General features: G+C 71.9%; 24 protein-coding genes, 1 tRNA gene and 1 pseudogene. 9 read left to right on the top strand and 17 right to left on the bottom strand.

Going from position 1 to position 20,170, the window contains the following annotated elements:
- Both AB0I72_RS26285 and AB0I72_RS26280 read left to right on the top strand, forming a co-directional pair.
- Window positions 1–354 (top strand): annotated as a pseudogene (locus AB0I72_RS26285) (serine hydroxymethyltransferase); the annotation flags it as partial.
- 74 nt (window positions 355–428) lie between these two features.
- Window positions 429–1,841, top strand: a complete 1,413-nt coding sequence (locus tag AB0I72_RS26280; protein WP_358573284.1) for an L-serine ammonia-lyase — start codon at window positions 429–431, stop codon at window positions 1,839–1,841.
- Between the two features lie 13 nt (window positions 1,842–1,854).
- On the opposite strand, the gene AB0I72_RS26275 is transcribed toward AB0I72_RS26280, so the two are convergent.
- Both AB0I72_RS26275 and AB0I72_RS26270 read right to left on the bottom strand, forming a co-directional pair.
- Window positions 1,855–2,259: a type II toxin-antitoxin system death-on-curing family toxin gene (locus tag AB0I72_RS26275; RefSeq protein ID WP_358573282.1), complete on the bottom strand. Its 405-nt coding sequence runs from the start codon at window positions 2,257–2,259 to the stop codon at window positions 1,855–1,857.
- Window positions 2,260–2,463, bottom strand: a complete 204-nt coding sequence (locus tag AB0I72_RS26270) for a hypothetical protein (protein ID WP_358573280.1) — start codon at window positions 2,461–2,463, stop codon at window positions 2,260–2,262.
- On the opposite strand from AB0I72_RS26270, the gene AB0I72_RS26265 reads away from it, so the two are divergent.
- On the top strand, window positions 2,462–2,650 hold the full coding sequence (locus tag AB0I72_RS26265; RefSeq protein WP_358573278.1) for an L-serine ammonia-lyase, iron-sulfur-dependent, subunit alpha: 189 nt from the start codon (window positions 2,462–2,464) through the stop codon (window positions 2,648–2,650). The two genes, AB0I72_RS26270 and AB0I72_RS26265, sit on opposite strands and share 2 nt — an antisense overlap.
- A 48-nt stretch (window positions 2,651–2,698) precedes the next feature.
- Here AB0I72_RS26265 and AB0I72_RS26260 read toward each other — a convergent pair whose 3' ends face one another.
- From AB0I72_RS26260 to purU, 9 genes are all read right to left on the bottom strand, one after another.
- Window positions 2,699–2,989 carry a type II toxin-antitoxin system RelE/ParE family toxin gene (locus AB0I72_RS26260; RefSeq protein ID WP_358573276.1) on the bottom strand — a complete coding sequence of 97 codons (291 nt, stop codon included), beginning with the start codon at window positions 2,987–2,989 and terminating at the stop codon, window positions 2,699–2,701.
- Complete coding sequence (locus AB0I72_RS26255) at window positions 2,986–3,267, bottom strand: type II toxin-antitoxin system Phd/YefM family antitoxin (protein WP_358573274.1); 282 nt, start codon at window positions 3,265–3,267, stop codon at window positions 2,986–2,988. Before AB0I72_RS26255 ends, AB0I72_RS26260 begins: the two co-directional genes overlap by 4 nt.
- A gap of 138 nt (window positions 3,268–3,405) precedes the next feature.
- The gene (locus AB0I72_RS26250; protein WP_358573272.1) at window positions 3,406–3,996 is read right to left on the bottom strand and encodes an alkaline shock response membrane anchor protein AmaP; all 591 of its coding nucleotides are present in this window, start codon (window positions 3,994–3,996) and stop codon (window positions 3,406–3,408) included.
- Between the two features lies 1 nt (window position 3,997).
- A complete protein-coding gene (locus AB0I72_RS26245) occupies window positions 3,998–4,603 on the bottom strand; it encodes a DUF6286 domain-containing protein (RefSeq protein WP_358573270.1) in 606 nt (201 codons plus the stop codon).
- A gap of 1 nt (window position 4,604) precedes the next feature.
- Window positions 4,605–4,976 carry a hypothetical protein gene (locus tag AB0I72_RS26240; RefSeq protein WP_358573269.1) on the bottom strand — a complete coding sequence of 124 codons (372 nt, stop codon included), beginning with the start codon at window positions 4,974–4,976 and terminating at the stop codon, window positions 4,605–4,607.
- 8 nt (window positions 4,977–4,984) lie between these two features.
- Window positions 4,985–5,158, bottom strand: coding sequence for a hypothetical protein (locus AB0I72_RS26235; RefSeq protein ID WP_358573267.1), 174 nt, complete (start codon window positions 5,156–5,158; stop codon window positions 4,985–4,987).
- Window positions 5,159–5,204: 46 nt separating this feature from the next.
- Window positions 5,205–5,522, bottom strand: a complete 318-nt coding sequence (locus AB0I72_RS26230; RefSeq protein WP_358573265.1) for a hypothetical protein — start codon at window positions 5,520–5,522, stop codon at window positions 5,205–5,207.
- 2 nt (window positions 5,523–5,524) lie between these two features.
- On the bottom strand, window positions 5,525–6,010 hold the full coding sequence (locus AB0I72_RS26225) for an Asp23/Gls24 family envelope stress response protein (RefSeq protein ID WP_358573263.1): 486 nt from the start codon (window positions 6,008–6,010) through the stop codon (window positions 5,525–5,527).
- 315 nt (window positions 6,011–6,325) lie between these two features.
- Window positions 6,326–7,216: a formyltetrahydrofolate deformylase gene (gene purU / locus AB0I72_RS26220; protein WP_358573261.1), complete on the bottom strand. Its 891-nt coding sequence runs from the start codon at window positions 7,214–7,216 to the stop codon at window positions 6,326–6,328.
- A gap of 164 nt (window positions 7,217–7,380) precedes the next feature.
- Between purU and AB0I72_RS26215 the strand changes: the two genes are divergently transcribed.
- Window positions 7,381–8,613, top strand: coding sequence for an alanine racemase (locus tag AB0I72_RS26215; RefSeq protein ID WP_358573259.1), 1,233 nt, complete (start codon window positions 7,381–7,383; stop codon window positions 8,611–8,613).
- A 79-nt stretch (window positions 8,614–8,692) separates the two neighbouring features.
- On the opposite strand, the gene AB0I72_RS26210 is transcribed toward AB0I72_RS26215, so the two are convergent.
- On the bottom strand, window positions 8,693–9,088 hold the full coding sequence (locus AB0I72_RS26210; protein WP_358573257.1) for a DUF3618 domain-containing protein: 396 nt from the start codon (window positions 9,086–9,088) through the stop codon (window positions 8,693–8,695).
- Between the two features lie 16 nt (window positions 9,089–9,104).
- Window positions 9,105–10,223, bottom strand: a complete 1,119-nt coding sequence (locus AB0I72_RS26205) for a CDP-alcohol phosphatidyltransferase family protein (protein WP_358573255.1) — start codon at window positions 10,221–10,223, stop codon at window positions 9,105–9,107.
- Window positions 10,224–10,554: 331 nt separating this feature from the next.
- Here AB0I72_RS26205 and bcp point away from each other — a divergent pair, with 331 nt between their 5' ends.
- Entirely contained in the window at window positions 10,555–11,037 is a 483-nt protein-coding gene (gene bcp / locus AB0I72_RS26200; RefSeq protein WP_358573253.1) for a thioredoxin-dependent thiol peroxidase, read from the top strand.
- 78 nt (window positions 11,038–11,115) lie between these two features.
- A tRNA-Leu gene (locus tag AB0I72_RS26195) sits at window positions 11,116–11,190 on the top strand.
- A 70-nt stretch (window positions 11,191–11,260) separates the two neighbouring features.
- Here AB0I72_RS26195 and AB0I72_RS26190 read toward each other — a convergent pair.
- From AB0I72_RS26190 to AB0I72_RS26175, 4 genes are all read right to left on the bottom strand, one after another.
- Window positions 11,261–12,514 (bottom strand): serine/threonine-protein kinase, encoded by a 1,254-nt coding sequence (locus tag AB0I72_RS26190; RefSeq protein WP_358573251.1) that lies wholly within the window; start codon window positions 12,512–12,514, stop codon window positions 11,261–11,263.
- Between the two features lie 273 nt (window positions 12,515–12,787).
- On the bottom strand, window positions 12,788–14,134 hold the full coding sequence (locus AB0I72_RS26185; RefSeq protein ID WP_358573249.1) for a pitrilysin family protein: 1,347 nt from the start codon (window positions 14,132–14,134) through the stop codon (window positions 12,788–12,790).
- 42 nt (window positions 14,135–14,176) lie between these two features.
- Window positions 14,177–15,499, bottom strand: coding sequence for a pitrilysin family protein (locus tag AB0I72_RS26180; RefSeq protein ID WP_358573247.1), 1,323 nt, complete (start codon window positions 15,497–15,499; stop codon window positions 14,177–14,179).
- 133 nt (window positions 15,500–15,632) lie between these two features.
- Complete coding sequence (locus tag AB0I72_RS26175) at window positions 15,633–16,325, bottom strand: hypothetical protein (protein ID WP_358573245.1); 693 nt, start codon at window positions 16,323–16,325, stop codon at window positions 15,633–15,635.
- A gap of 171 nt (window positions 16,326–16,496) precedes the next feature.
- Between AB0I72_RS26175 and sppA the strand changes: the two genes are divergently transcribed.
- The 3 genes from sppA (at window position 16,497) to AB0I72_RS26160 (ending at window position 20,109) form a co-directional block, all read left to right on the top strand.
- Window positions 16,497–18,224, top strand: a complete 1,728-nt coding sequence (gene sppA, locus AB0I72_RS26170; RefSeq protein ID WP_358573243.1) for a signal peptide peptidase SppA — start codon at window positions 16,497–16,499, stop codon at window positions 18,222–18,224.
- Between the two features lie 20 nt (window positions 18,225–18,244).
- Window positions 18,245–18,703: a flavin reductase family protein gene (locus AB0I72_RS26165; protein WP_358573288.1), complete on the top strand. Its 459-nt coding sequence runs from the start codon at window positions 18,245–18,247 to the stop codon at window positions 18,701–18,703.
- Window positions 18,704–18,804: 101 nt separating this feature from the next.
- Window positions 18,805–20,109: an Ig-like domain-containing protein gene (locus AB0I72_RS26160; protein WP_358573241.1), complete on the top strand. Its 1,305-nt coding sequence runs from the start codon at window positions 18,805–18,807 to the stop codon at window positions 20,107–20,109.
- The last annotated feature ends 61 nt before the right edge of the window (window positions 20,110–20,170 follow it).

Below are 20,170 nucleotides of genomic sequence, written 5' to 3'. Positions count from 1 at the left end.
CCGGACATGGCCGAGGTCGGCGTCAAGGTGCTGACCGGGGGCACGGACGTGCACCTGGTCCTGGTGGACCTGGTGGACTCGGCGATCAACGGGCAGGAGGCCGAGGACCGGCTGCACGGGATCGGGATCACGGTCAACCGCAACGCGGTGCCCAACGACCCGCGTCCGCCGATGGTGACGTCGGGTCTGCGGATCGGCACCCCGGCGCTGGCCACGCGCGGCTTCGGCGAGGAGGACTTCGCCGAGGTCGCCGACGTCATCGCCGAGGCGCTCAAGCCGGAGTTCGACGCCCAGGCCCTGCGCGGCCGGGTGCGGGCGCTGGCCGACAAGCACCCGCTCTACCCCAACCTGTAGGACCCACCGCGCGGGGTGCCACGCGCGCCCCGCGCGGCCCACTCGCCACCCTGTGCTCAACGAGGAGGACAGACATGGCCATCAGTGTCTTCGACCTGTTCACGATCGGGATCGGACCGTCGAGTTCGCACACGGTCGGCCCGATGCGGGCGGCGCTGACCTTCGTCGAGGGTCTGCGTTCGCACGGTCGGCTGTCCGGCGTGGCGCACGTGCGGGCGGAGCTGTACGGGTCCCTCGCGCTCACCGGCAAGGGGCACGGCAGTGACACCGCCGTCATCCTGGGGCTGATGGGATGCACGCCCGAGGACGTCGACGTGGACGCGGTTCCCGCGCTCGTCGAGCGCGTGCGGTCCGAGCGCACCGTCGCCCTGGGCGGCCCCGAGGGGCCGACCGTCACCTTCGACCCGGCGGTCGACGTGGACTTCCGCCGCAAGGAGAGCCTGCCCGACCACCCGAACGGAATGCGGTTCGTGGCGTTGGACTCCGTCGGCTCGGAGATCGTGTCGAAGGTGTACTACTCGGTGGGCGGCGGGTTCGTCGTCGACGAGCGGGCGGCGGGCGCCGACCGGATCACCCAGGACGACACCCCGCTGCCGCACCCCTTCTCCAGCGCTGAGGAGCTCCTGCGGATCTGCGCGGAGACGGGGAAGTCGATCAGCGCGGTGATGCTCGCCAACGAGCGGGCGTTCGGGCGTACCACCGAGCAGATCCGTTCCGAGTTGCTGACCATCTGGACCGCGATGCGCCAGTGCGTGCGCCGCGGCGTGCTGACCGAGGGAAGTCTGCCCGGCGGCCTCAGGGTGCCCCGGCGGGCGCACCGCCTGTACCGGCAGCTGGGCGGGGTGTGCGACGAGTCGGGGCTGCTCGCGCCGACCACGGTGGACTCCGACCCGATGCGGGGCAGCGACTGGATCACCCTGTACGCCCTGGCGGTCAACGAGGAGAACGCCGCCGGGGGCCGGGTGGTGACCGCGCCGACCAACGGCGCGGCGGGGATCGTGCCCGCGGTGCTCCACTACTACCTGCACTTCAGCCCGGGCGCGGGCGACGACGGCGTCGTCCGGTTCATGCTGACGGCCGCGGCGATCGGCATCCTGTTCAAGCAGAACGCGTCGATCTCGGGGGCCGAGGTCGGGTGTCAGGGCGAGGTGGGGTCGGCGTCGTCGATGGCCGCCGCCGGGTTGGCCGAGGTGCTGGGCGGGACGCCGTCCCAGGTGGAGAACGCGGCGGAGATCGCGATGGAGCACAACCTGGGGCTGACCTGCGACCCGATCGGCGGGCTGGTGCAGGTGCCGTGCATCGAGCGCAACGCGCTGGCGTCGGTCAAGGCGATCAGCGCGGCGCGGATCGCCCTGCGCGGCGACGGGAGCCACTTCGTCTCGCTGGACAAGGTCATCAAGACCATGCGCGACACCGGCCGCGACATGCACGACAAGTACAAGGAGACCAGCCGCGGCGGCCTCGCCGTCAACGTCATCGAGTGCTGACGCACCCGGCGGTTCAGTGCTCCAGGTGGAATGTGCGCAGGGCCGCCGCGATGTCCTCGATGTCGCCGAGCTTTCCCGTGGCGACATCGAGAACGAAGCGCTCGGCGCGGTCCACGTCGACAGGATCGGCCAAGGGCTTTCCGTTCACTTCTAGAAAAACCGCCGTGGAGTTCCATGCGGCTCGCTTGTTGCCGTCGAGGAACACGTGATTCCTGGCCAGGGAGTGCATCAACGCGGCGGCCTTCTCGAAGATGTCCGGGTAGTACTCGTTCCCGAACGAGGACCCCTTCGGGCGGTGGACGGCGCTCTCGAGGAGGCCGTGGTCACGAACCACCGCAGCGCCCTGCTCCTCTTGGGCCAGAGCCATGGTGGTGATCTCGATGACCATCGCCGGGTCCAGGTAGAAGACGTCCTCCACTTACCTGGCGAGCCTCTCGTTGAGCTCGGCGGAAAGGGTGGTGACGCGTCGCGCCGCAGCCAGGAAACGACGGCGGCGAATCTCGGCGAGCATACTCTCCCGCATCTCCTGGACCAGTTCCTGCGGTGGCCGCTTCTCAGCGGCGGCGGTCTGACGGATCTGCTCCGCCTCCGCCTCTGTGAACTCGATACCGAGTACCGACATGCTCGCCCCCTTTCAAGGCACGGCCTGTCGCCAGGATACCCGAGGATGCCGAAACGCCGGGAGGCGTTGTGGATCCGTATCACCGGACAAGGTCATCAAGACCATGCGCGACACCGGCCGGGACATGCACGACAAGTACAAGGAGACCTCGCGCGGCGGCCTCGCCGTGAACGTCATCGAGTGCTGAGGGCCCCGATCTCCAACCGTCGCCGGTGGTGGCTCGTACGTCTCGGTCTCAGCGCGACCGGTACGCGTCCGCTCGGTGCTCCACCGCCAGGACGGTCACGGTGCGGTCCGACTCATCGATCTCGTACAGCACCCGGTACGCTCCCCGCCTCGCTGACCACACGCCCTCATAGGGTGGAAGGAGCAACCTCTTGCCGAGCCGGTGGGGGTTGGCCACGAGCGACGTCGTGACGAACTCGTACACCGCCGTCGCCACCTTCTCGGGAAGCCGCTTGGCGACCGCCCGCGCCGCTGGACCGGAGATGATCAGACGGTAGGCCTCCGCTTCCTCGGCGCTCATGCATCACGCTGCCGTTTGGCCATCAGCGCGGCGAACTCGTCGGAGTCCAGCACGTCCCCGGCCTCGACCGCGGCCCGCGATTCGGCGACCTGACGCATCAGGTCGGAGTTGGAGAGCACCTCCAGCGTCTCCTCGAGGGCTTCCAGGTCATCGGTGGAGATGATGACGGCCGCCGCTTCCCCGTGTCTGGTGATCGTCACTCTCTCGTGGGTACGGACGATCTCGTCGACCAGCTCGGACAAGCGGTTGCGGGCTTCGGTGAGTGGCAGCGTCGTCATATCCCCATGGTAGCCCGAATCTGCCTCGAAGTCTGTACAGAATTCCGGACTCAGGCGCTCCATGACGCTTCCGGCCGCTCAGCCGTCCCCATGAACCACGAACACGCCGATCCGGTACGTCGTGGGTGTCCGCCCCCGTCACGCCAGGCTGCGGCGCGGAGTCCGTGCCGGAGCCGCCACCGACATGCGGATCACCGTCGGAATCCGCTCCAGGTCGAGCGCCTCCCCCAGGTTGGCCACCGCCTCCGAACGCACCCGCTCCCACACCCGCGTCACGTCCGCGTCCTCCTCCAGCAGCAGCGCCAGCCGCAGGTGCGGCGCCGCACACGACTCCGTCAGCCGCGCCCGTGCCCGCCGCACCCCCGGGTACTCGGCGACCTCCTGTTCGAGGGCGCCCCGCGCCACACTCTCGCTCATCTCCACGCGCCCCTGCGGGCCGTGGTCGAGCACCAGCCTGCCGACGGTGTCGTTCATCCCCTGCACCAGCAGCCACCGCAGGGCGAGGAACCCCGCCAGGAAGGCCGCCGCGACGGTCGCGTAGGGCACCCACCGCTGTTCGAGCACGTCCCTGACCTGGGCGCTGGCGATCGCCTCACCCGCCAGATCCTGACCGAGGACGCCCCTGCCCGCGGCCAGCGACGCCAGTCCCACGGCCAGCAGGGCCGTGCCCACCACGACCAGTCCGATCCTGTTGCCCCTGGCCGACCGCCGGTTCATGTCCCGTCCCATGTCAGTCCTCCGCGTACCGCACGTGCGTGACGATCCGCATGCTCCGCAACGGGGCCAACTCCTCCAGTCGCCGTTCCACGGCGGCGGTCACCTCGGCCGGGAGTCCCTCCCAGTCGTGCGTGGCCGTGCGCACATGGACCCGGATCCGCTGCCCGCGCACCGCCACGTGCACCGAGTCGACCCCGCTGACCTCCCGCGCCGCGGAGGACACCGTCCGGCTCAGGGCCGGGCGGGTCAGCCCGACCACCAGCGCCGGGTCGTCGGTGCGCAGCGCCGTCCACCGCCCGTTCCCCGGCGCCAGCGCCACGACGATCAGGGCCAGCCCGATCGCGGCGAGCACCGCCGAGGCGATCTGCACCGACGGCTCGGACCACGTCGTGGTCGCCGCGTAGTCGGTCGCCGCCCCGAACGGGATCATCCGCAGCGGACTGCCCGCCAGCGCCGAGATGACCTCGGCGGCCGACACCACGGCCAGCACGAGGATCACCGCCCCCGTGACCACCGCGGGCCAGGACCTGCGGGGACGGAACGTGTGGACCGCCACGCGTTTCGCCCGCCGGTCGATCCCCTGGTCGGGACGGCCCAGGACCTCTTCCACGGTGGTCATGTCAGCGCACCAACTCCGCGATCTCGATGTCGACGTGGTGGACCCGTCCTCCCGTGGCCCACTCGACCCGCTCCCTGACGTGCGAACGCACCCTGTCGGCCACCCCGGTCACCGACCGGCGGTAGCGCACCGCGATCCGCAACCGCAGCCGCACCGTGTCGCCGCTCATCCACGCCCTGGCCACGCGCGACCGCGCGGGCTCCGCCTCGGGCACCTCGCGGACCGCCTGGACCGCCACCCGCTCGACCACCCGCGGCGGAATGTCCGTCCGACCGCCGGGGTCGCGCGCGACCGCGTACCCGAGGCCCTTCACGGGCGCCCCGCCGCCCCACCGGCGGGGCGCCACCGCTTCCGCGCTCAGCGACCGCTCCACACGCGCCCCTACACCGAGCGCCGCGTGAACACCTGCGCGAGATCGATCTCGCCCTCCACCGCCCGCCCCGCGACGTACCCCGCGATCCCCAGCCCCAGCACGAGCACGAAGGCCACGAACCCGCCGAACGCCCCGGCCAGGCCCAGCACCGTCCCGAACGCCAACCCCACGACCGGCCACATGGCCGCCCCCTCTCGTGTCCAACCGCCTCCCACGCCCGCGACGGCCTCAGCCGCCCGTCGGCGCGCCCCCGCCCAGACCGGCGATCACGTCCTCCACGAACACGTGGACGACGCGCCCCCCGGCGAGCGGGGCCAACCCGTCACGCACCTCCGCGACGATGTCCGGGATCGGCCGCCCGAAGCGCGTCACGAGCCCGACCTCGACCGCCGTCGGCCGGACCGCGACCCCGCTCACGGTGCCGCCCCGAACCGGGGTGCTGATCGTCCCGAACGCCCCCGACGACAGCCCGACCACGTCCGGGTGGCGCGCCGCCGCCTCGGCGAGGGCCGCCGCGCGCTCCTCTGGCTCGTCCGCACCGGTCACCGCTACTGGACCCTGGGCGCGTCCGCGGCCGCCCCGGTCGGTTCGGCGCCCTCCCGTTCGCCGTCGTCGGGCAGGTGGATGTCGTCCACCCGGATGTTGATCTCGGTGACCTCCAGCCCGGTCATCCGTTCCACCGCCGCCGTGACGTTGCGGCGCACCGCCGCCGCCAGGTCCTGGACGGCCACCCCGTACTCGACCACGAGGTCGATGTCGACGGCGGCCTGGCGCTCGCCCACCTCGACCGTCACGCCCCGCGTCACCGAGCCGCTGTCGCCTCCCCGGGTGACCGCGTCGCGCACCGCGCCGACCGCGCGCGCCGCCCCGCCGCCCATGGCGTGGACGCCGCCGATCTCGCGGGCCGCCATTCCGGCGATCTTGGCGACCACGCCGTCCGCGATGTGCGTGTGCCCCGCGCCGGCCGCGGCGCGCTCCGCCGTGGCCGCGTCGCGGGCTCCGGGCACCCTCGCCTCGCTCCTGGTCTCCGACACCGGTCCCCCCTACGCCGTGTGCACGCGTCCCGTGGTCGATCCCACGCGGCCAGTACCAGTCGGACCGAAATCCGGTCATGGTGTCCGACCGCGGACCGACGGGAATCGACCTCAACACACCATATACACACTGTGCGTAGTCGACAAGATACTTTAAGCAAGGTTTTGCAGGTCAGACAGGCAACGGCATCACCATCCCTGCCCCAAATCCGCGTCGTGAATCCCCCTGGGGAAGGGAAAACACAGGGGGCGCCCGCGGGCGCCCCCCATACGTCCGAAACGGATCGGCCCCCGCTCCGGGCGCCGCCGAACCGGTCAGTCGAAGATGACGGTCTTGTCCCCGTTCAGCAGCACACGGCGCTGCGCGTGCCAGTTGACCGCGCGCGCCAGGGCCACGGACTCCAGGTCCCGACCGATCGCGGTGAGCTGTTCCGGGCTGTGGGTGTGGTCCACCCGGGACACCTCCTGCTCGATGATCGGTCCCTCGTCGAGGTCGGCGGTCACGTAGTGGGCGGTCGCGCCGATCAGCTTCACGCCGCGCCGGTGCGCCTGGTGGTAGGGGCGGGCGCCCTTGAAGCTCGGCAGGAAGGAGTGGTGGATGTTGATGATCCGGCCGGACATCTTCGCGCACAGCTGCTCGGTGAGCACCTGCATGTACCGGGCCAGGACGATCAGGTCGACGTCGTAGGACTCGACCAGCTCCAGCAGCCGCGCCTCCTGCTGGCCCTTGGTCGTCGCGGTCACCGGCAGGTGGTGGAAGTCCACGCCGTAGGAGTCGGCGAGGAACTCCAGGTCGGGGTGGTTGGACACCACGGCGGCGATGTCGACGTCCAGCAGCCCGCTGCGCTGGCGGTAGAGCAGGTCGTTGAGGCAGTGCCCGAACCTGGAGACCATGACGAGCATCCGGGGGCGGACGTCACGGGCCTGGAGGGTCCACTCCACGACCGGGTCGCCCGACCCCTCGCTGAATCCGCCGGACAGCGCGGCGAACGCGCCCCGCAGGGTGTCCTCGCCGACCACCGCGCCGTCCGGACCGCGCTCCGCGAGGAACTGCATCCGCAGGAAGAAGCGTCCCGTGTAGTGGTCGCCGTACTGCTGACTCTCGGTGATGTTGCAACCGTGGTCGGACAGCAGGTTGGCCACCGCCGCGACGATGCCCCGGCTGTCGGGGCACGCAAGGGTCAGGACGTACTCGCGCTCACTCATCGAAAGAACCACTCCAGGAATCGGCCCGGCTGAACAGCCAGGATGCTCCAGGATATCGGCACCTGTCCAACCGGGGCGGGATTCGGCCGCGTCGGCGACGCCACACGCGACCGGGACCGGCCAGGGGAATATGAAATCTATTCATGTTCTGGCATCCTCGACGCATGACGAACCAGCGCGAGAAGTACGAGGCCGCCACACGCGAACTGCACGCCCCCTTCGCCGTCGTCGACCTGGCCGCCTTCCGCGCCAACGCGACCGCCCTGACCCGACGCGCCCACGGCCGCCCCGTCCGCGTCGTCAGCAAGTCCCTGCGCTGCCGCCACCTGATGCGCGCCGCCCTGGACCTGCCCGGCTACGCGGGCGTCATGGCCTTCACCCTGCCCGAGGCGCTCTGGCTGGCCACGGACGACGAACAGGGCCCGCTCAGCGACGACATCCTCGTCGCCTACCCCACCGCCGACCGCGACGCCCTCGCCCGGCTCGCACGCACCCCCGGCGCCGCCCACCGCATCACCCTCATGGTGGACTCCACCGCACACCTGGACCTCATCACGACCGCCGTCGCCGAGGCCTCCGCCGACCGCGGACCCGACGCGCCCCCGATCCGCGTGTGCCTGGACATCGACACCAGCTGGCAGCCGCTCGGCCCCCGCCTGCGCGTCGGCTCCTACCGCTCACCCGTGCGCACGCCCGCCCAGGCCGCCGCGCTCGCCCGTGCCGTCGTCCGCCGGCCCGAGCTCCTCCTCGACGGCGTCATGGCCTACGAGGGCCAGATCGCCGGGGTCGGCGACGCCCCTCCCGGCAAACCCCTCCTCGGCCGGGTCCTGCGAGGCGTCCAGCGGCGCTCGGCGGTCGAACTCGCCCGGCGCCGGGCGGCCGTCGTCCGCGCGGTCCGGGAGGTCGCCGACGTCCGCTTCGTCAACGGCGGCGGGACCGGCAGCCTGCACACCACCGGCCGGGAACGCGCCGTGACCGAACTGGCCGCCGGGTCGGGCTTCTACCACCCGCACCTGTTCGACCACTTCCGCGCCTTCGACGGCCGTCCCGCCGCACTGTTCGCGCTGCCCGTCGTCCGCCGCCCCGCCCCCGACGTGGCCACCGTCCTGGGCGGCGGCTACCCCGCCTCGGGACCGGCCGACGCCCTCCGCCCGCCGGTGCCGTACCTGCCCGAGGGGCTGTCCTACACGGCCAACGAGGGCGCGGGCGAGGTGCAGACCCCTCTGGTGGGGGCCGCCGCGCGCGACCTGGAGGTCGGCGACCGCGTGTGGATGCGCCACGCCAAGGCGGGTGAGATGTGCGAACGCTTCGACACCCTGCACCTCGTCGACGGCGACACGGGCGAGTACCTCGGCAGCGCCCCCACCTACCGCGGCGAGGGCCGCACGTTCCTCTGACCGTCGCCCGGGGGCGCGCCCCGAACACACGAGGGGCCCGGGCGGCACACCCCGCCCGGGCCCCTCGTGCACATCCTCGCTACTTCCTCCGGCGCACCGCCCAGGCCACCACGCCCACGGCGACGGCCGCGCCCACACCCACGATCAGGATCAGCGCCTCGGGGGGCAGCGGCCGCCGCGACTGGTAGGTGGTCACGACCTCCTCGTCGCCCCGGAGCAGAATGCTCCCCTCCGCCGGCTCGACCGCGTGGCTCTCCACGCGCACCGCGCCGCCGCCGACCACCAGCGCCCTGGCCTCGTCCGCGATCCTGGCCCCGTGCTCACGGACCCGGGTGATCTGCCGCCGCGCGATGTTGCGCGGGTGGGCCTGCTCGGCCAGCTCGTCCAGGGTCTCCGCCAACCGCCGCTGTTCGCGGTCGATCTCGGCCTCGACGTCGGCCGGGGTCTGGCGCGGCTCGGTGTCGCGTCCCGTCATTGGGTGCCTTCCTCCATCAGCGCAGGGTCGAATGAGAGTCCGTGTCCGAGCCGGTGTCCCGGCCCCGCTCCTCCGCGCCGTCGGACGGACCGGAGAATCTCAGCGCGCCATCGATTCCGTCGACCACGCGGAAGAAGTCCCGCGTGGACAACCACAGTTTATAGATGATGGCGATCTCGAACGCGAGCAGCAAAACGCCCGCCACGGCGGCGATCCAGCCGATGGCGGCGGGCATCCCGGTCACCGCGACGGCCAGCGGCGCGATCACGAACACCGCGATCTGGAACTCGATGCCGCTGAACAGGTGGGTGCGCACCCGCCGATCGTTGAGCGTCCCCCAGAACCGCGTGTACCAGGGGAAGCGGGTCCGGAACTCCTGGTGCAGGTCCACCTTGGGCAGGGTCAGGTCCGGCTGCTTGCCCGCCGTGCGCTGGTTGCGCGTCTCCCGCTCGTTCTGACTGCGCAGGATCTGCTCCAGCACGTCGATCCCGTGCCGCAGGACCGCCTGCTCACCGCCGTCGCTCATCGCGCCGCCGCGCCCCTCGCCGAGCCCGGACTCCTCGTCCTCCGGTTCCAGCATCGACAGGGTGGCCCGCGCACGCTCCAGGGCCGCCGCCAGGTGCGAGCGCATCTCACGGCGCAGCTTGTAGACCTGGAGGGCGTTCAGGTAGCGCAGCATGTCCAGGAACACCACGGCCAGGGCCAGCCAGACGAACACCACCGGCGCGGAGTCGGGGTTCTCCTCCGTGGCGACCACGTACTGCCCGCCCATGAGCGCCACCGCGCAGACCAGCACGCGGAACCGGTCCGAGACGTAGTCCATCCACGAACCGAACAGGGACTCGGTGTCCGTGAGCCTGGCGAGCTTGCCGTCCATGCAGTCGACCACGAAGCACAGGAAGTACAGCAGGGCGCCCAGGGCCAGGGCCTCCCGGTAGCCCAGCGCGAAGCAGACCGCGGCGCCCAACCCCAGGAAGAGCGCGGCCACCGTCAACTGGTTCGGCGTGATCGACGTCCGGTTCGCCACCAGGCGCACGAGCCGCACGGCCATCGGGTCCACGAGGTGGACCGTCCACCAGGAGTCGCGCTGCTTGAGGGTCCGACTCCTGACCTCGTCGAGTGTGAATCCAGGCATCGTCGGCAATGACTCCCAAACGCGAAGCGGGTCTGTTCCGGTTCCCAGGGCTCCGAGGCCGCCTACCGGAAGAGGGCGTGTCGCCCGAGTACGGGTACCGGCCCGGATCAGCGACGGACCGGACCAAAACCACGAGTGCGGTCAACGATAGGCGATCGCGCCGCCGGTCTCCGCCGTCGCGGAGGAACCGAACCGCAATCGCAACCGAAGAACGCCCTCGCCAGCGCCCCCGGCCTCCGAAGCGGCGGCCCGCGCCCCGGGCTCGGGGCGTAGTGTGAGGGCGAAGGACAGCGGGGCCGACCGCCCCGCCAGCCACAGATTGGAACCCCACGTGAGCGACCCGATCCGTCTGGAGCCCGGCGACCAGGCCCCCGACTTCACCCTCCCCGACGCCGACGGCAAGCCCGTCACGCTCAGCGAGGTGCTGGCCTCCACCGGCAAGAGCGCCGTCCTCTACTTCTACCCCGCCGCGATGACGCCCGGGTGCACCACGCAGTCCTGCGACTTCCGCGACAACCTGCGCGACTTCGACTCCGCCGGGTTCACCGTGCTCGGCATCTCCCCGGACACCACGGACAAGCTCGCGAAGTTCCGGGACAAGGAGGGCCTCACCTTCCCCCTGCTCGGCGACCCCGAGAAGGACACCCTGCGGGCCTACGGCGCCTTCGGGGAGAAGAAGAACTACGGCCGCCTCGTGCAGGGCGTGATCCGCTCCACGATCGTGGTCGGCGCCGACGGCAGGGTCGCCAAGGCCTTCTACAACGTGAAGGCCACCGGCCACGTCGACCGGATCAAGCGCGAACTCGGCGTCTGACACCCCGGTTCCCCGCGGCGCCCGGCCCGTGCGGCCCGGGCGTCGACGCCCACCCGTCACCGGTACAGTTGTCCCGACGGGGCCGTAGTCCAACCGGCAGGAGACGGCAGCTTTAGGTGCTGTACAGTGCGGGTTCGAATCCCGCCGGCCCTACTCGGTTCGCGGACGGCCCCGCGGACGGGCGCGTCCCGTCCACGGGGCCGTCTTGCGCGTGTGAGCCGGTTCACCGGCCCAGCAGTGCCCAGAGCACGATGGCCAGCAGCACGGCGATCCCCAGCACCACCGCGGCCACCACCGGCAGTCGGCTGTGCTCGGCGTGCTTGCCGGAACTCGTCAGCCCCAGCGTGTCCGTCGACTCGCGGATCGACGTCATGATCGAGTTCATCGCCTCGGGGCTGTGGCGCAGCCGCTCGTTGATCGACTCGGCCAGCACGTGGGCGCCCGCCCGGAAGTGCTCGCGCGCCTGCTCACGCGCCGACCCGTGCTGGTGGCCGTCCTCCCCGTCCCCCGGCCGAGGCTCGGCGGGCGTCGCCGGACCGTCCGCACCGCGCTCCGGGCTCGTCTCCGGAGCCCACGGCGCCAACGCCGCGATCCGCAGCATCTTCGTGGCGTTCTCCGCGGTGAGCCGCTCACTCGGCTCGACCTTCAACAGCCCGGCCAGCACCGGCGCCAGCGGACCGGCGTTGGCGGCCACGGCGGGCTCGTCCAGCTGCTCCTGGCGCAGGATCTTGATGTAGCCCTTGCGGTCGTAGGGCGGGTGGCCCTCGACCGCCGCGTACAGGGTCGCGCCCAGCGACCACAGATCCGACTCCGGTCCCACCGGTCCCGCCTTGGCCCGCTCCGGCGGGATGTAGGCGGGCGAGCCGATGATGCGCCCGGACGCGCTGAGCGCCGACTCGCCGTTCCACGCGGCCAGGCCGAAGTCGGTCAGCACCACGCGACCGGACTCGCTGATCATCACGTTGTCGGGCTTGACGTCGCGGTGCACGATGCCCTCGGCGTGCGCCACCTTCAGGGCGTCGATCAACTGGAGCCCGATCTCGGCCACGCGCTGGTAGGGCAGCGGGCCGCCCATCTGGATGATCGCCTCCAGCGTGGAGGCCTCCACCAGCTCCATGACGATCCACGGCCGGTCGTCCTCGTCCACGACGTCCAGGACGGTGACCAGGCTGGGGTGGGTCAGGCGCCCGGCGACACGGGCCTCGCGTGTGGTCCGCTGCAGGAGGGACTCGCGCTCGGCCCGACTGAGGTCGGCGGGCAGACGCAGCTCCTTGACGGCCACCTCGCGGTCGATGACGAGGTCGGTGGCACGCCACACGGTGCCCACGCCGCCCCGCGCGATCTCGGAGGTCAGCTGGTAGCGACCCTTGAGCAGCCGACCCTCAGGCTCGGCGTCGGCCATGTTGGCACCCTCCGGGCGCGCCGCGCCGCGCGACGCCTCGGGCCGCTGGGTGTGGGGGTTGTCTAGGGAGGACAAGGTTATCCACGGGTCCATTCACCGGTCATGGCGGCCTCCTGCGGAGCATTGCGGTCGCTGTCACCACGTAGGTGCACGGATCACTCGTTATATCAGTCGCGCCCCGGGCCGACGCGGGTCGACGCCGGAACACTGATACATAGGTTCGTTTTCGTTATGTCCGATGTTCGGCCACACATGCGGTGACCTCCCTCTCCTTGACCGTTCCTTGACCGGGGCCTGGGTCGGGGACGGGTCCGGGCGCGGCGGGGATCGCCGCGCCCGGTGCGACGGTCAGGTCCAGAGGGACTCGGGCGAGCGCACCTCGACCGGGCCCACTCCGATGTCGGTGAGGGGCTGGCGCAGCCGCTCGGCGTCGCCGACCACGACCACGACCGCCTCCTCCGGGTGAAGGTACTCGACGGCGGCGGAGTCGAGGTCGGCCCGGGTGAGCCGCTCGTAGCCGGCGCGGTTGCGGTCGACGTGGTCGTCGGGCAGGTCGTGCACGACGATGTCCACCAACGCGCCCGCGATCGCCCGCGCGGTCGAGTAGGCGACCGGCAGGCCCACGACGTTGGACTCGCGGACCGAGGCCAGCTCGTCCTCGGTCACCCCCGACTCGCGGAGCTTGACGATCTGCTCCAGGGACGAGGTGATCGAGTGCGCCGTGGTGTCCGCCTCGACCTGCGTGGAGGCGAAGAAGACCCCGCTGTCGCGGCGCAGGTCGAACCGCGCCCCGGCGCCGTAGGTGTAGCCGAGCCGCTCGCGCAGCTCCATGTTGAGCCGGGAGGTGAACATCCCGCCGAGGACCTCGCCGACGCCCTCGGCGCGCGGCAGGTCCACCTGGGAGCGCGACGGGGCGCGGTGCGCGATGACCAGCGCGGACTGCACCGAACCGGGCCGGTCCACGATGAGCAGGCGGGGCAGTTCCCCGGGCGGCGGAGCGGGCGCGGTCAGCTCCGGCTCCGGCGTCGAGGCCACGTCCCCGAACACGGTCTTGCCCAGGGCCTCCAGGTCGACCCCGTGCAGGTCGCCGACGACCACGAGCGTCCCGGCCACCGAGGCGACGAAGTCGTTGTGGTAGCGCGCCACCGTCTCCGGGGTGACGTCGGCCAGCCGGACCGGGCCGCCCGACAGCGGCGTGGCGTAGCGGCCGGTGAACAGCTGCCCGCCCAGGCAGCGCATGGCGAGTGTGGACGCGGAGGCCGCCTCCAGCCAGAACCGCTCCAGGAGCTGGTCGCGGCGGCGGACGACGTCGGCGTCGGTCAGGGCGGGGCGGCGCACCGCGTCGGCGAACAGGCGGACCGCGTCGCCCAGGCGGTTCACCGGGACGTCGAGCCCGGTGATGAAACCGTCCCAGGTGACCCTGGAGACCCACTCGGCGCCGTGCCTCTCCAGGGCCGGGGCGAGGGAGCTGTTGCCGTCGGGGCCGTCCTCCAGGACCTCGCTGGTGAGCACGCTGACGCCCATCGCGTCGAGCGGCTCGGCGGCACCGCCGTGGGGGTGCACGAGGCGGAGGGAGGCCAGGTTCTGACCGGGCACGTCGACGGCGACGACCGTGCCGCCCCCGACGGTGATCCGCTGGGGCTTGGGGAACGAGTAGGACGCTGGGGAACCGAGGTCCGGGCGACTCTGGGTCATGCTCTACGGCTCTTTCTGCGACTTGCGGTGACAGGGCCTGTGCTAGGAGGCGGCGGGCTCGGGCTCCGAGGACGCCTCGGCGGTCTCGGGGTCGAAGCGGACCACGAGCAGGTTGTCGTCGACGAGCAGGCGCTCGACCGCCGACCGCACCTCCTCCGCGGTGATGTCGGCCCAGCGCTCGGGCCAGGTGAAGACGAGTTCGGGGTCGCCCAGCAGCTGCGTGGCGCTGCCGATGGCGTCCGCCAGACCCGCCGGGCTGGCGAGCGCCTGGAGGTGGTCGCGCTCCAGGACGGCCCGGGCGCGGTCGAGTTCCTCCTCGGTGATGCCGGTGGCGAGCTTGGCGATCTCCTCGCGCATGGCGGTCTCCAGCTCGTCGCCGCTGACGCCCTCGCGGGCGAGCATGTTCACCAGCATCAGGCTGTCGGTGTAGCGGAACGGCAGGATGTCGGCGGCCGCCCCGCCGTCGTCGGCGGCGATGGGACGGTCGACCACGAGCGCGCGGTACAGGCGGCTGCCCTGCCCCTGGCCCAGCACGGCCGAGGCCAGGTGCATGACGTCGAAGTCCCGCGAACCGTACGGGCCGACGCGGTACCCGGCGAACACCCCGGCGGCGGGCACGGTCTCGGTGACGGCGTCGCGGACCGGGCCGCCCAGCGGCGCGGACAGGGTGGCGTCGGGCGCCTCGGGAAGGGCGTCGCGGGCGGGGATGGGCCCGAAGAACCGCTCGACGCGCGCCAGGACGTCCTCGGGGTCCAGGTCGCTGACGACGGTCAGGACGCAGTTGTCCGGGCCGTAGTGCGCCTTGTGGAAGGACTTGACGTAGTCCAGGTCGGCGGCGTCCAGGTCGGCCATGGAGCCGATGGTCGGGTGGTGGTACGGGTGGCCCTCGGGGTAGCCCAGGCGCAGGATGCGCTCCAGGGCCGTGCCGTAGGGCTGGTTGTCGTAGCGCTGGCGGCGCTCGTTCTTGACGACGTCGCGCTGGTTGTCCAGGACCTCCTGGGTCATCCCGTCGCGCAGCGTCGACAGGCGGTCGGCCTCCAACCACAGGATGAGGTCGAGCGCGTGCTCGGGCACCGTCTCGTAGTAGTTCGTGCGGTCGGTGGAGGTGGAGGCGTTGATGTCGCCGCCGAGCCGCTCGACCACCTCGAAGTGCTCACCCTTGACGACGTTCCCGCTGCCCTGGAACATCAGGTGCTCGAACAGGTGCGCGAACCCGGTGCGGCCGGGCACCTCGTGGCGGGACCCGACCCCGTACCAGAGGTTCACCGCGGCGACCCTCCCGGTGGACGCCGGCGCGGTCACCAGCCGCAATCCGTTGCCGAGCGTGTACTGAACCACACGTCCCGCCGCTCCATTGGTGGTCACCAGTGCTGCACCCCGATTCGCGCCGTAGCCGAACTGTCATCGTCACTTGACGACTACGACCCTATGGCCTCCGGAGGGCTGACGGGCACCCATCGCGTGAACGCCCCCGGACGGACCCGGCGGCGGCCACGGCTCAGTCCCGGTAGCCGGAGGTGTCCATCGACGCGGCGATCTGGGTGTAGACCTCCTCGTACTGGGCGTCCACCGACCAGACGTAGAGCAGCACGTCGCTGATCGGCAGGAACCACATGCGCACCCGGAAGGTCTCGTCGTTGACGCAGGTGACGTCCCACATCGCCTGGTGGGAGGTCAGGCCGTCCGCGTGGTCCTCGAAGAAGCCGGACTCGCTGAGGGTGGAGCCCTCCACCCCGATGTCGCCGGAGGCCGCGGTGTTGAGGCTGCGGCAGTTGTCGGGGGCGGCCGCCCAGCCCTCGTCCTCCCGGTAGGCCTCGCCCTCCAGGGGCCAGCCCTGGGGCTGGTTCGCCGCCGCCCTGGCCACGAGCTGGACCGAACCGTAGGCGCACGCCTCCTGGCCGGGCGGGGTCATGCACAGCGAGTCGCCCTCGTTCTGGACGTCCCACCCGTCCGGGGCGTTGATCGCGATGCCCGCGACCTCCACCGGGGTGAAGCCCTCGGGGCCCGGAGGCGCGACGCCCTCCATGAGGCCGCTGTCGCCGAGCGCCATCTCCGGCCCGCCGTCACCGCCGCCGCCACCGGAACAGGCGGCCAGCACCGTCAGCGCCGCGGCGGCCGCGGCGACTCCCGCAACGGTGCGCGCGGCGGATGTCCGCCGCCGTCGACCGGCCCCGTCGTTCGTGCCCGCCATGCCTCGTCCCTCTCAGCCATGCGTCCCGTGCTCAGAACACCCACGACCCTAACGGTCCCCGACACCGCGCCAACACACCGCCCGCGCACGCCCCGGGGCCCCTCGGCCACGGCGCGCACCCCCTCACGCCGGCACGGGGCCGCTCCGCGCACCGGCCGTTAGGCTGGGGCCATGGTGGACCTCGCGAAGATCACGGAGCCCTTGTCCCTCTCCCGTCTCCGCCCGGGCCCGCACGGGCCGCTGGTGCTGGAGCTGGACCTGACCGAGGGGGTCGCCGACGAGGCCCCCGGAGACCCGATCAGCCAGATCGTGAACCGCCGTCGGCAGCACTTCCTCGACGTCGTCGAGGGCATCCGGCGCGGCGCGCGCGACCCGAAGGCGGCCGCGCTGATCGTCCGCATCGACGGCCGTCCGCTCGGCTTCGCCAGGACCCAGGAACTGCGCGACGCGGTCGCCGACTTCCGCGCCTCGGGCAAGGCCGCGGTCGCCTGGGCCGACTCCTTCGGCGAGCTGGGCTCGGGCAACCTGCCCTACTACCTGGCGTGCGCCTTCTCCCGCGTGGTGATGTCCCCGACCGGCGTCCTCGGGCTGACCGGCCTGATCATGCGCAGCACCTTCGTCAAGGGCGCCATCGACAGGCTCGACGTCACCTACGAGGTCGGCAAGCGCCACGAGTACAAGAACGCCCTCAACGGCGTCACCGAGACCGGGTTCACCGAGGCGCACCGCGAGGCCGCCGACCGCATCGTCACCTCGCTCAGCGACCAGATCACCGAGGCCGTCGCCGAGGCGCGCGACCTGACCGAGGACAAGGTCCGCGAGCTCGTCTCGCGCGGGCCGCTCCTGGCCAAGGAAGCGCTCGACGCCGGGCTGGTCGACGCGCTGGCCTACCGCGACGAGGTGTACGAGGAGCTCACGGAGCGGGTGCGCGCCGAGCACCCCGGTGGCGGGGACCCCGAACTGCAGTACGTGGCCCGCTACCACCGCAAGCACACGCCCATGCCCAAGCCCTCCCTCGGCGACGGCCCCGGCTACATCGCGCTGATCACCGGCCACGGCGCGATCACCCTGGGCAGGTCGCGCCGCTCGCCGCTGGGCGGCGGCTCGATCATGGGCTCGGACACCGTCACCGCCGCCTTCCGCGCCGCCCGGCGCGACCCGCAGGTCAAGGCGGTGGTCTTCCGGGTGGACAGCCGGGGCGGCTCCCCGACCGCCTCCGACGCCATCCGCCGCGAGAGCCGGCTCACCAGCGAGGCGGGCATCCCCGTGATCGCCGCCATGGGCGACGTCGCCGGGTCGGGCGGCTACTACGTGACCCTGGGCGCGGACGCGGTCGTCGCCCAGCCCGGCACGATCACCGGGTCGATCGGCGTGATCACCGGCAAACCGGTGTTCGGCGCCCTCATGGAGCGGTTCGGCGTGACCACGGACGCGGTGAGCACCGGCGAGCACGCGGGCATGTTCGACACCACGCACCCGTTCACCGAGTCCGAGTGGGAGCGGATCAACGCCCTGCTGGACGAGATCTACGACGACTTCGTCGGCAAGGTCGCCCAGGCGCGCGGCATGACCCGCGAGCAGGTGCACGAGGTGGCCCGGGGCCGCGTGTGGACCGGCCGCGACGCCCACGAGCGCGGACTCGTGGACGAACTGGGCGGACTGGCGACCGCGGTGCGCCTGGCCCGGGAGAAGGCCGACGCCGGGCCGCTGCCGCTGCGCGCCTTCCCGCGCACGCACCCCCTGGACCGGTTCCGCCCGCACGAGTCCAGCGAGGACCTGGCCACCGCGCAGCCGCAGAGCACGCTGAGCCCGTGGGGGTCGCTGACCGACGCCGCCCTGGCGATGGGGCTGCCCGTGACGGGTCCGCTGTCGATGGCCGACGGCTGGGAGATCCGTTGACCGGGCCGTTCCTGGACGCGATGGCGCTGCTGCCGACCGGCGTGACCGTGGTGACCGTCGCCGACGGCCGCGACGACGTCGGCGCGACGGTCAGCGCCTTCGGGTCCGTGTCCGCCGACCCGCCGATCGTGTCGGTGAGCGTGCACGCGGACGGATACATGGCCGAGGTGATCGAGGAGGTCGGCGCGTTCGCGGTGAGCGTGCTCGGCGCGGGCCAGCGTGCCCTGGCCGGGCGGTTCGCCGCCGAGGGACGCCCGAGCGCGCGCCTGCTGGTCTCGGGCCAGCCCCACCACCGGGGTGAGCGCACCCGCGCGCTGGTGCTGGAGGAGGCGCTGGCCGCGCTGGAGTGCTCGGTCCGCCTCCGGGTCCCGGTCGGCGACCACGTGGTCTTCTTCGCCGACGTCGTCGGCCTGCCGGAGGTCGCGGGGCGGGGCCCCGCACTGGCCCGCTGGTCGGGCCGCTACCACGCGCTGACCTGACGTCGTCGGCGAACCGTGTGGATTTTATGAACCTCTGAACCTTTTGCGCCTCCGTGCATCCCATTCAGTGGATGGTCAACGGACGGCATGGAGGTTCACACGTGGCGGCAAGGAACCACGCGGCGGGGGCGCGCGGACTCGGCATCGGGTTGGCGGTGCTCGCCCTCGCCGCGACCGCCTGCACGACCGGTGAGGCGGACACCCAGAACAACGCGTCCGCCCAGAACGGCGCGTCCGGGTCCGCCGAACTGAGCATCACCCCGGAGACCGGCGCGGAGGAGATCGCGCCGAACACCCCCGTACGCGTGACCGCCGAGGGCGGTGAGATCACCGACGTCCGCGTCGAGCAGACCGTGGTCGACGCGGCGAGCCTGCCGGACGGGGAGCAGGCGGAGGGCGGCGACCTCTACACGGTGACGGGGTCCCTCAACGAGGACGCCACGGAGTGGGTCAGCGACTGGACCCTGCGCCCCGGCGCGGAGGTGGTCGTCACCGCCACCGCGGAGGACGGGTCGGGCCAGACCACCGAGGAGACGGCCGAGTTCACGACCACGCCCGCCGTCGCCGGACAGCGCCTGGAACTAGCGACCAACCGACCCCTGAGCGGCGCCACGGTCGGCGTGGGCATGCCGATCGTGGTCGACTTCGACCTGCCGGTGACCAACAAGGCCCAGGTGGAGAGCGCCATGGAGGTCGTCTCCGACCAGGGCGTCACCGGCGCGTGGGGCTGGTTGGACAACGACATGACGGCGGTCTTCCGGCCCGAGGAGTACTGGGAGCCGCACCAGAGCGTCACCGTGAACATGCGTCTGGCCGGGGTGGAGGCCGCCGACGGCGTGTACGGCGTCAAGAACTACCGCCTCGCGTTCGAGATCGGCCCCGAGCGGATCCTCACCATGCACGTGCCCGACCACGAACTCGTCGTCACCACCGACGGCGAGCGGGAGCGCGTCATCCCGGTCAGCAACGGGGCCTCCACCGTGCGGTTCGACACCACGACCAGCGGCACCCACGTCCTGATGGAGCGGGCCGAGAGCGTGACGATGGACTCCTCCACCACGGACATGCCCGAGGACATGCCCGGCTACAACACCACGGTCCGGTACGGCATCCGCACCACGAACTCGGGCGAGTACCTGCACGAGGCGTCCTACAACTCCAACATCGGCGTCGCCAACACCTCCAACGGCTGCACCAACCTCCGGATGGAGGACGCGCGCTGGCTGTACGAGAACACCCTGATGGGCGACGTCCTGGACACCACGGGCACCGACCGCGAGGTGGAGTGGTACAACGGCTGGGGCTACTGGCAGCTGTCCTTCGACGAGTGGCGGGACAAGAGCGCGACCGGCGCCTACGCCACCACCGGCGGCACCCCCGGCTCGGTCCACGGCGAGGGCCTGTAGCTCCCCCGTCCCGCCGGAACGCGTGACGGCCGCGCACGGACTCCCTCCGTGCGCGGCCGTT

Source organism: Nocardiopsis sp. NPDC049922, assembly GCF_040660275.1.
Lineage (GTDB): Bacteria > Actinomycetota > Actinomycetes > Streptosporangiales > Streptosporangiaceae > Nocardiopsis.
Note: the sequence above shows the minus strand (reverse complement) of the source record. Positions and strands in the feature narration are given on the sequence as shown.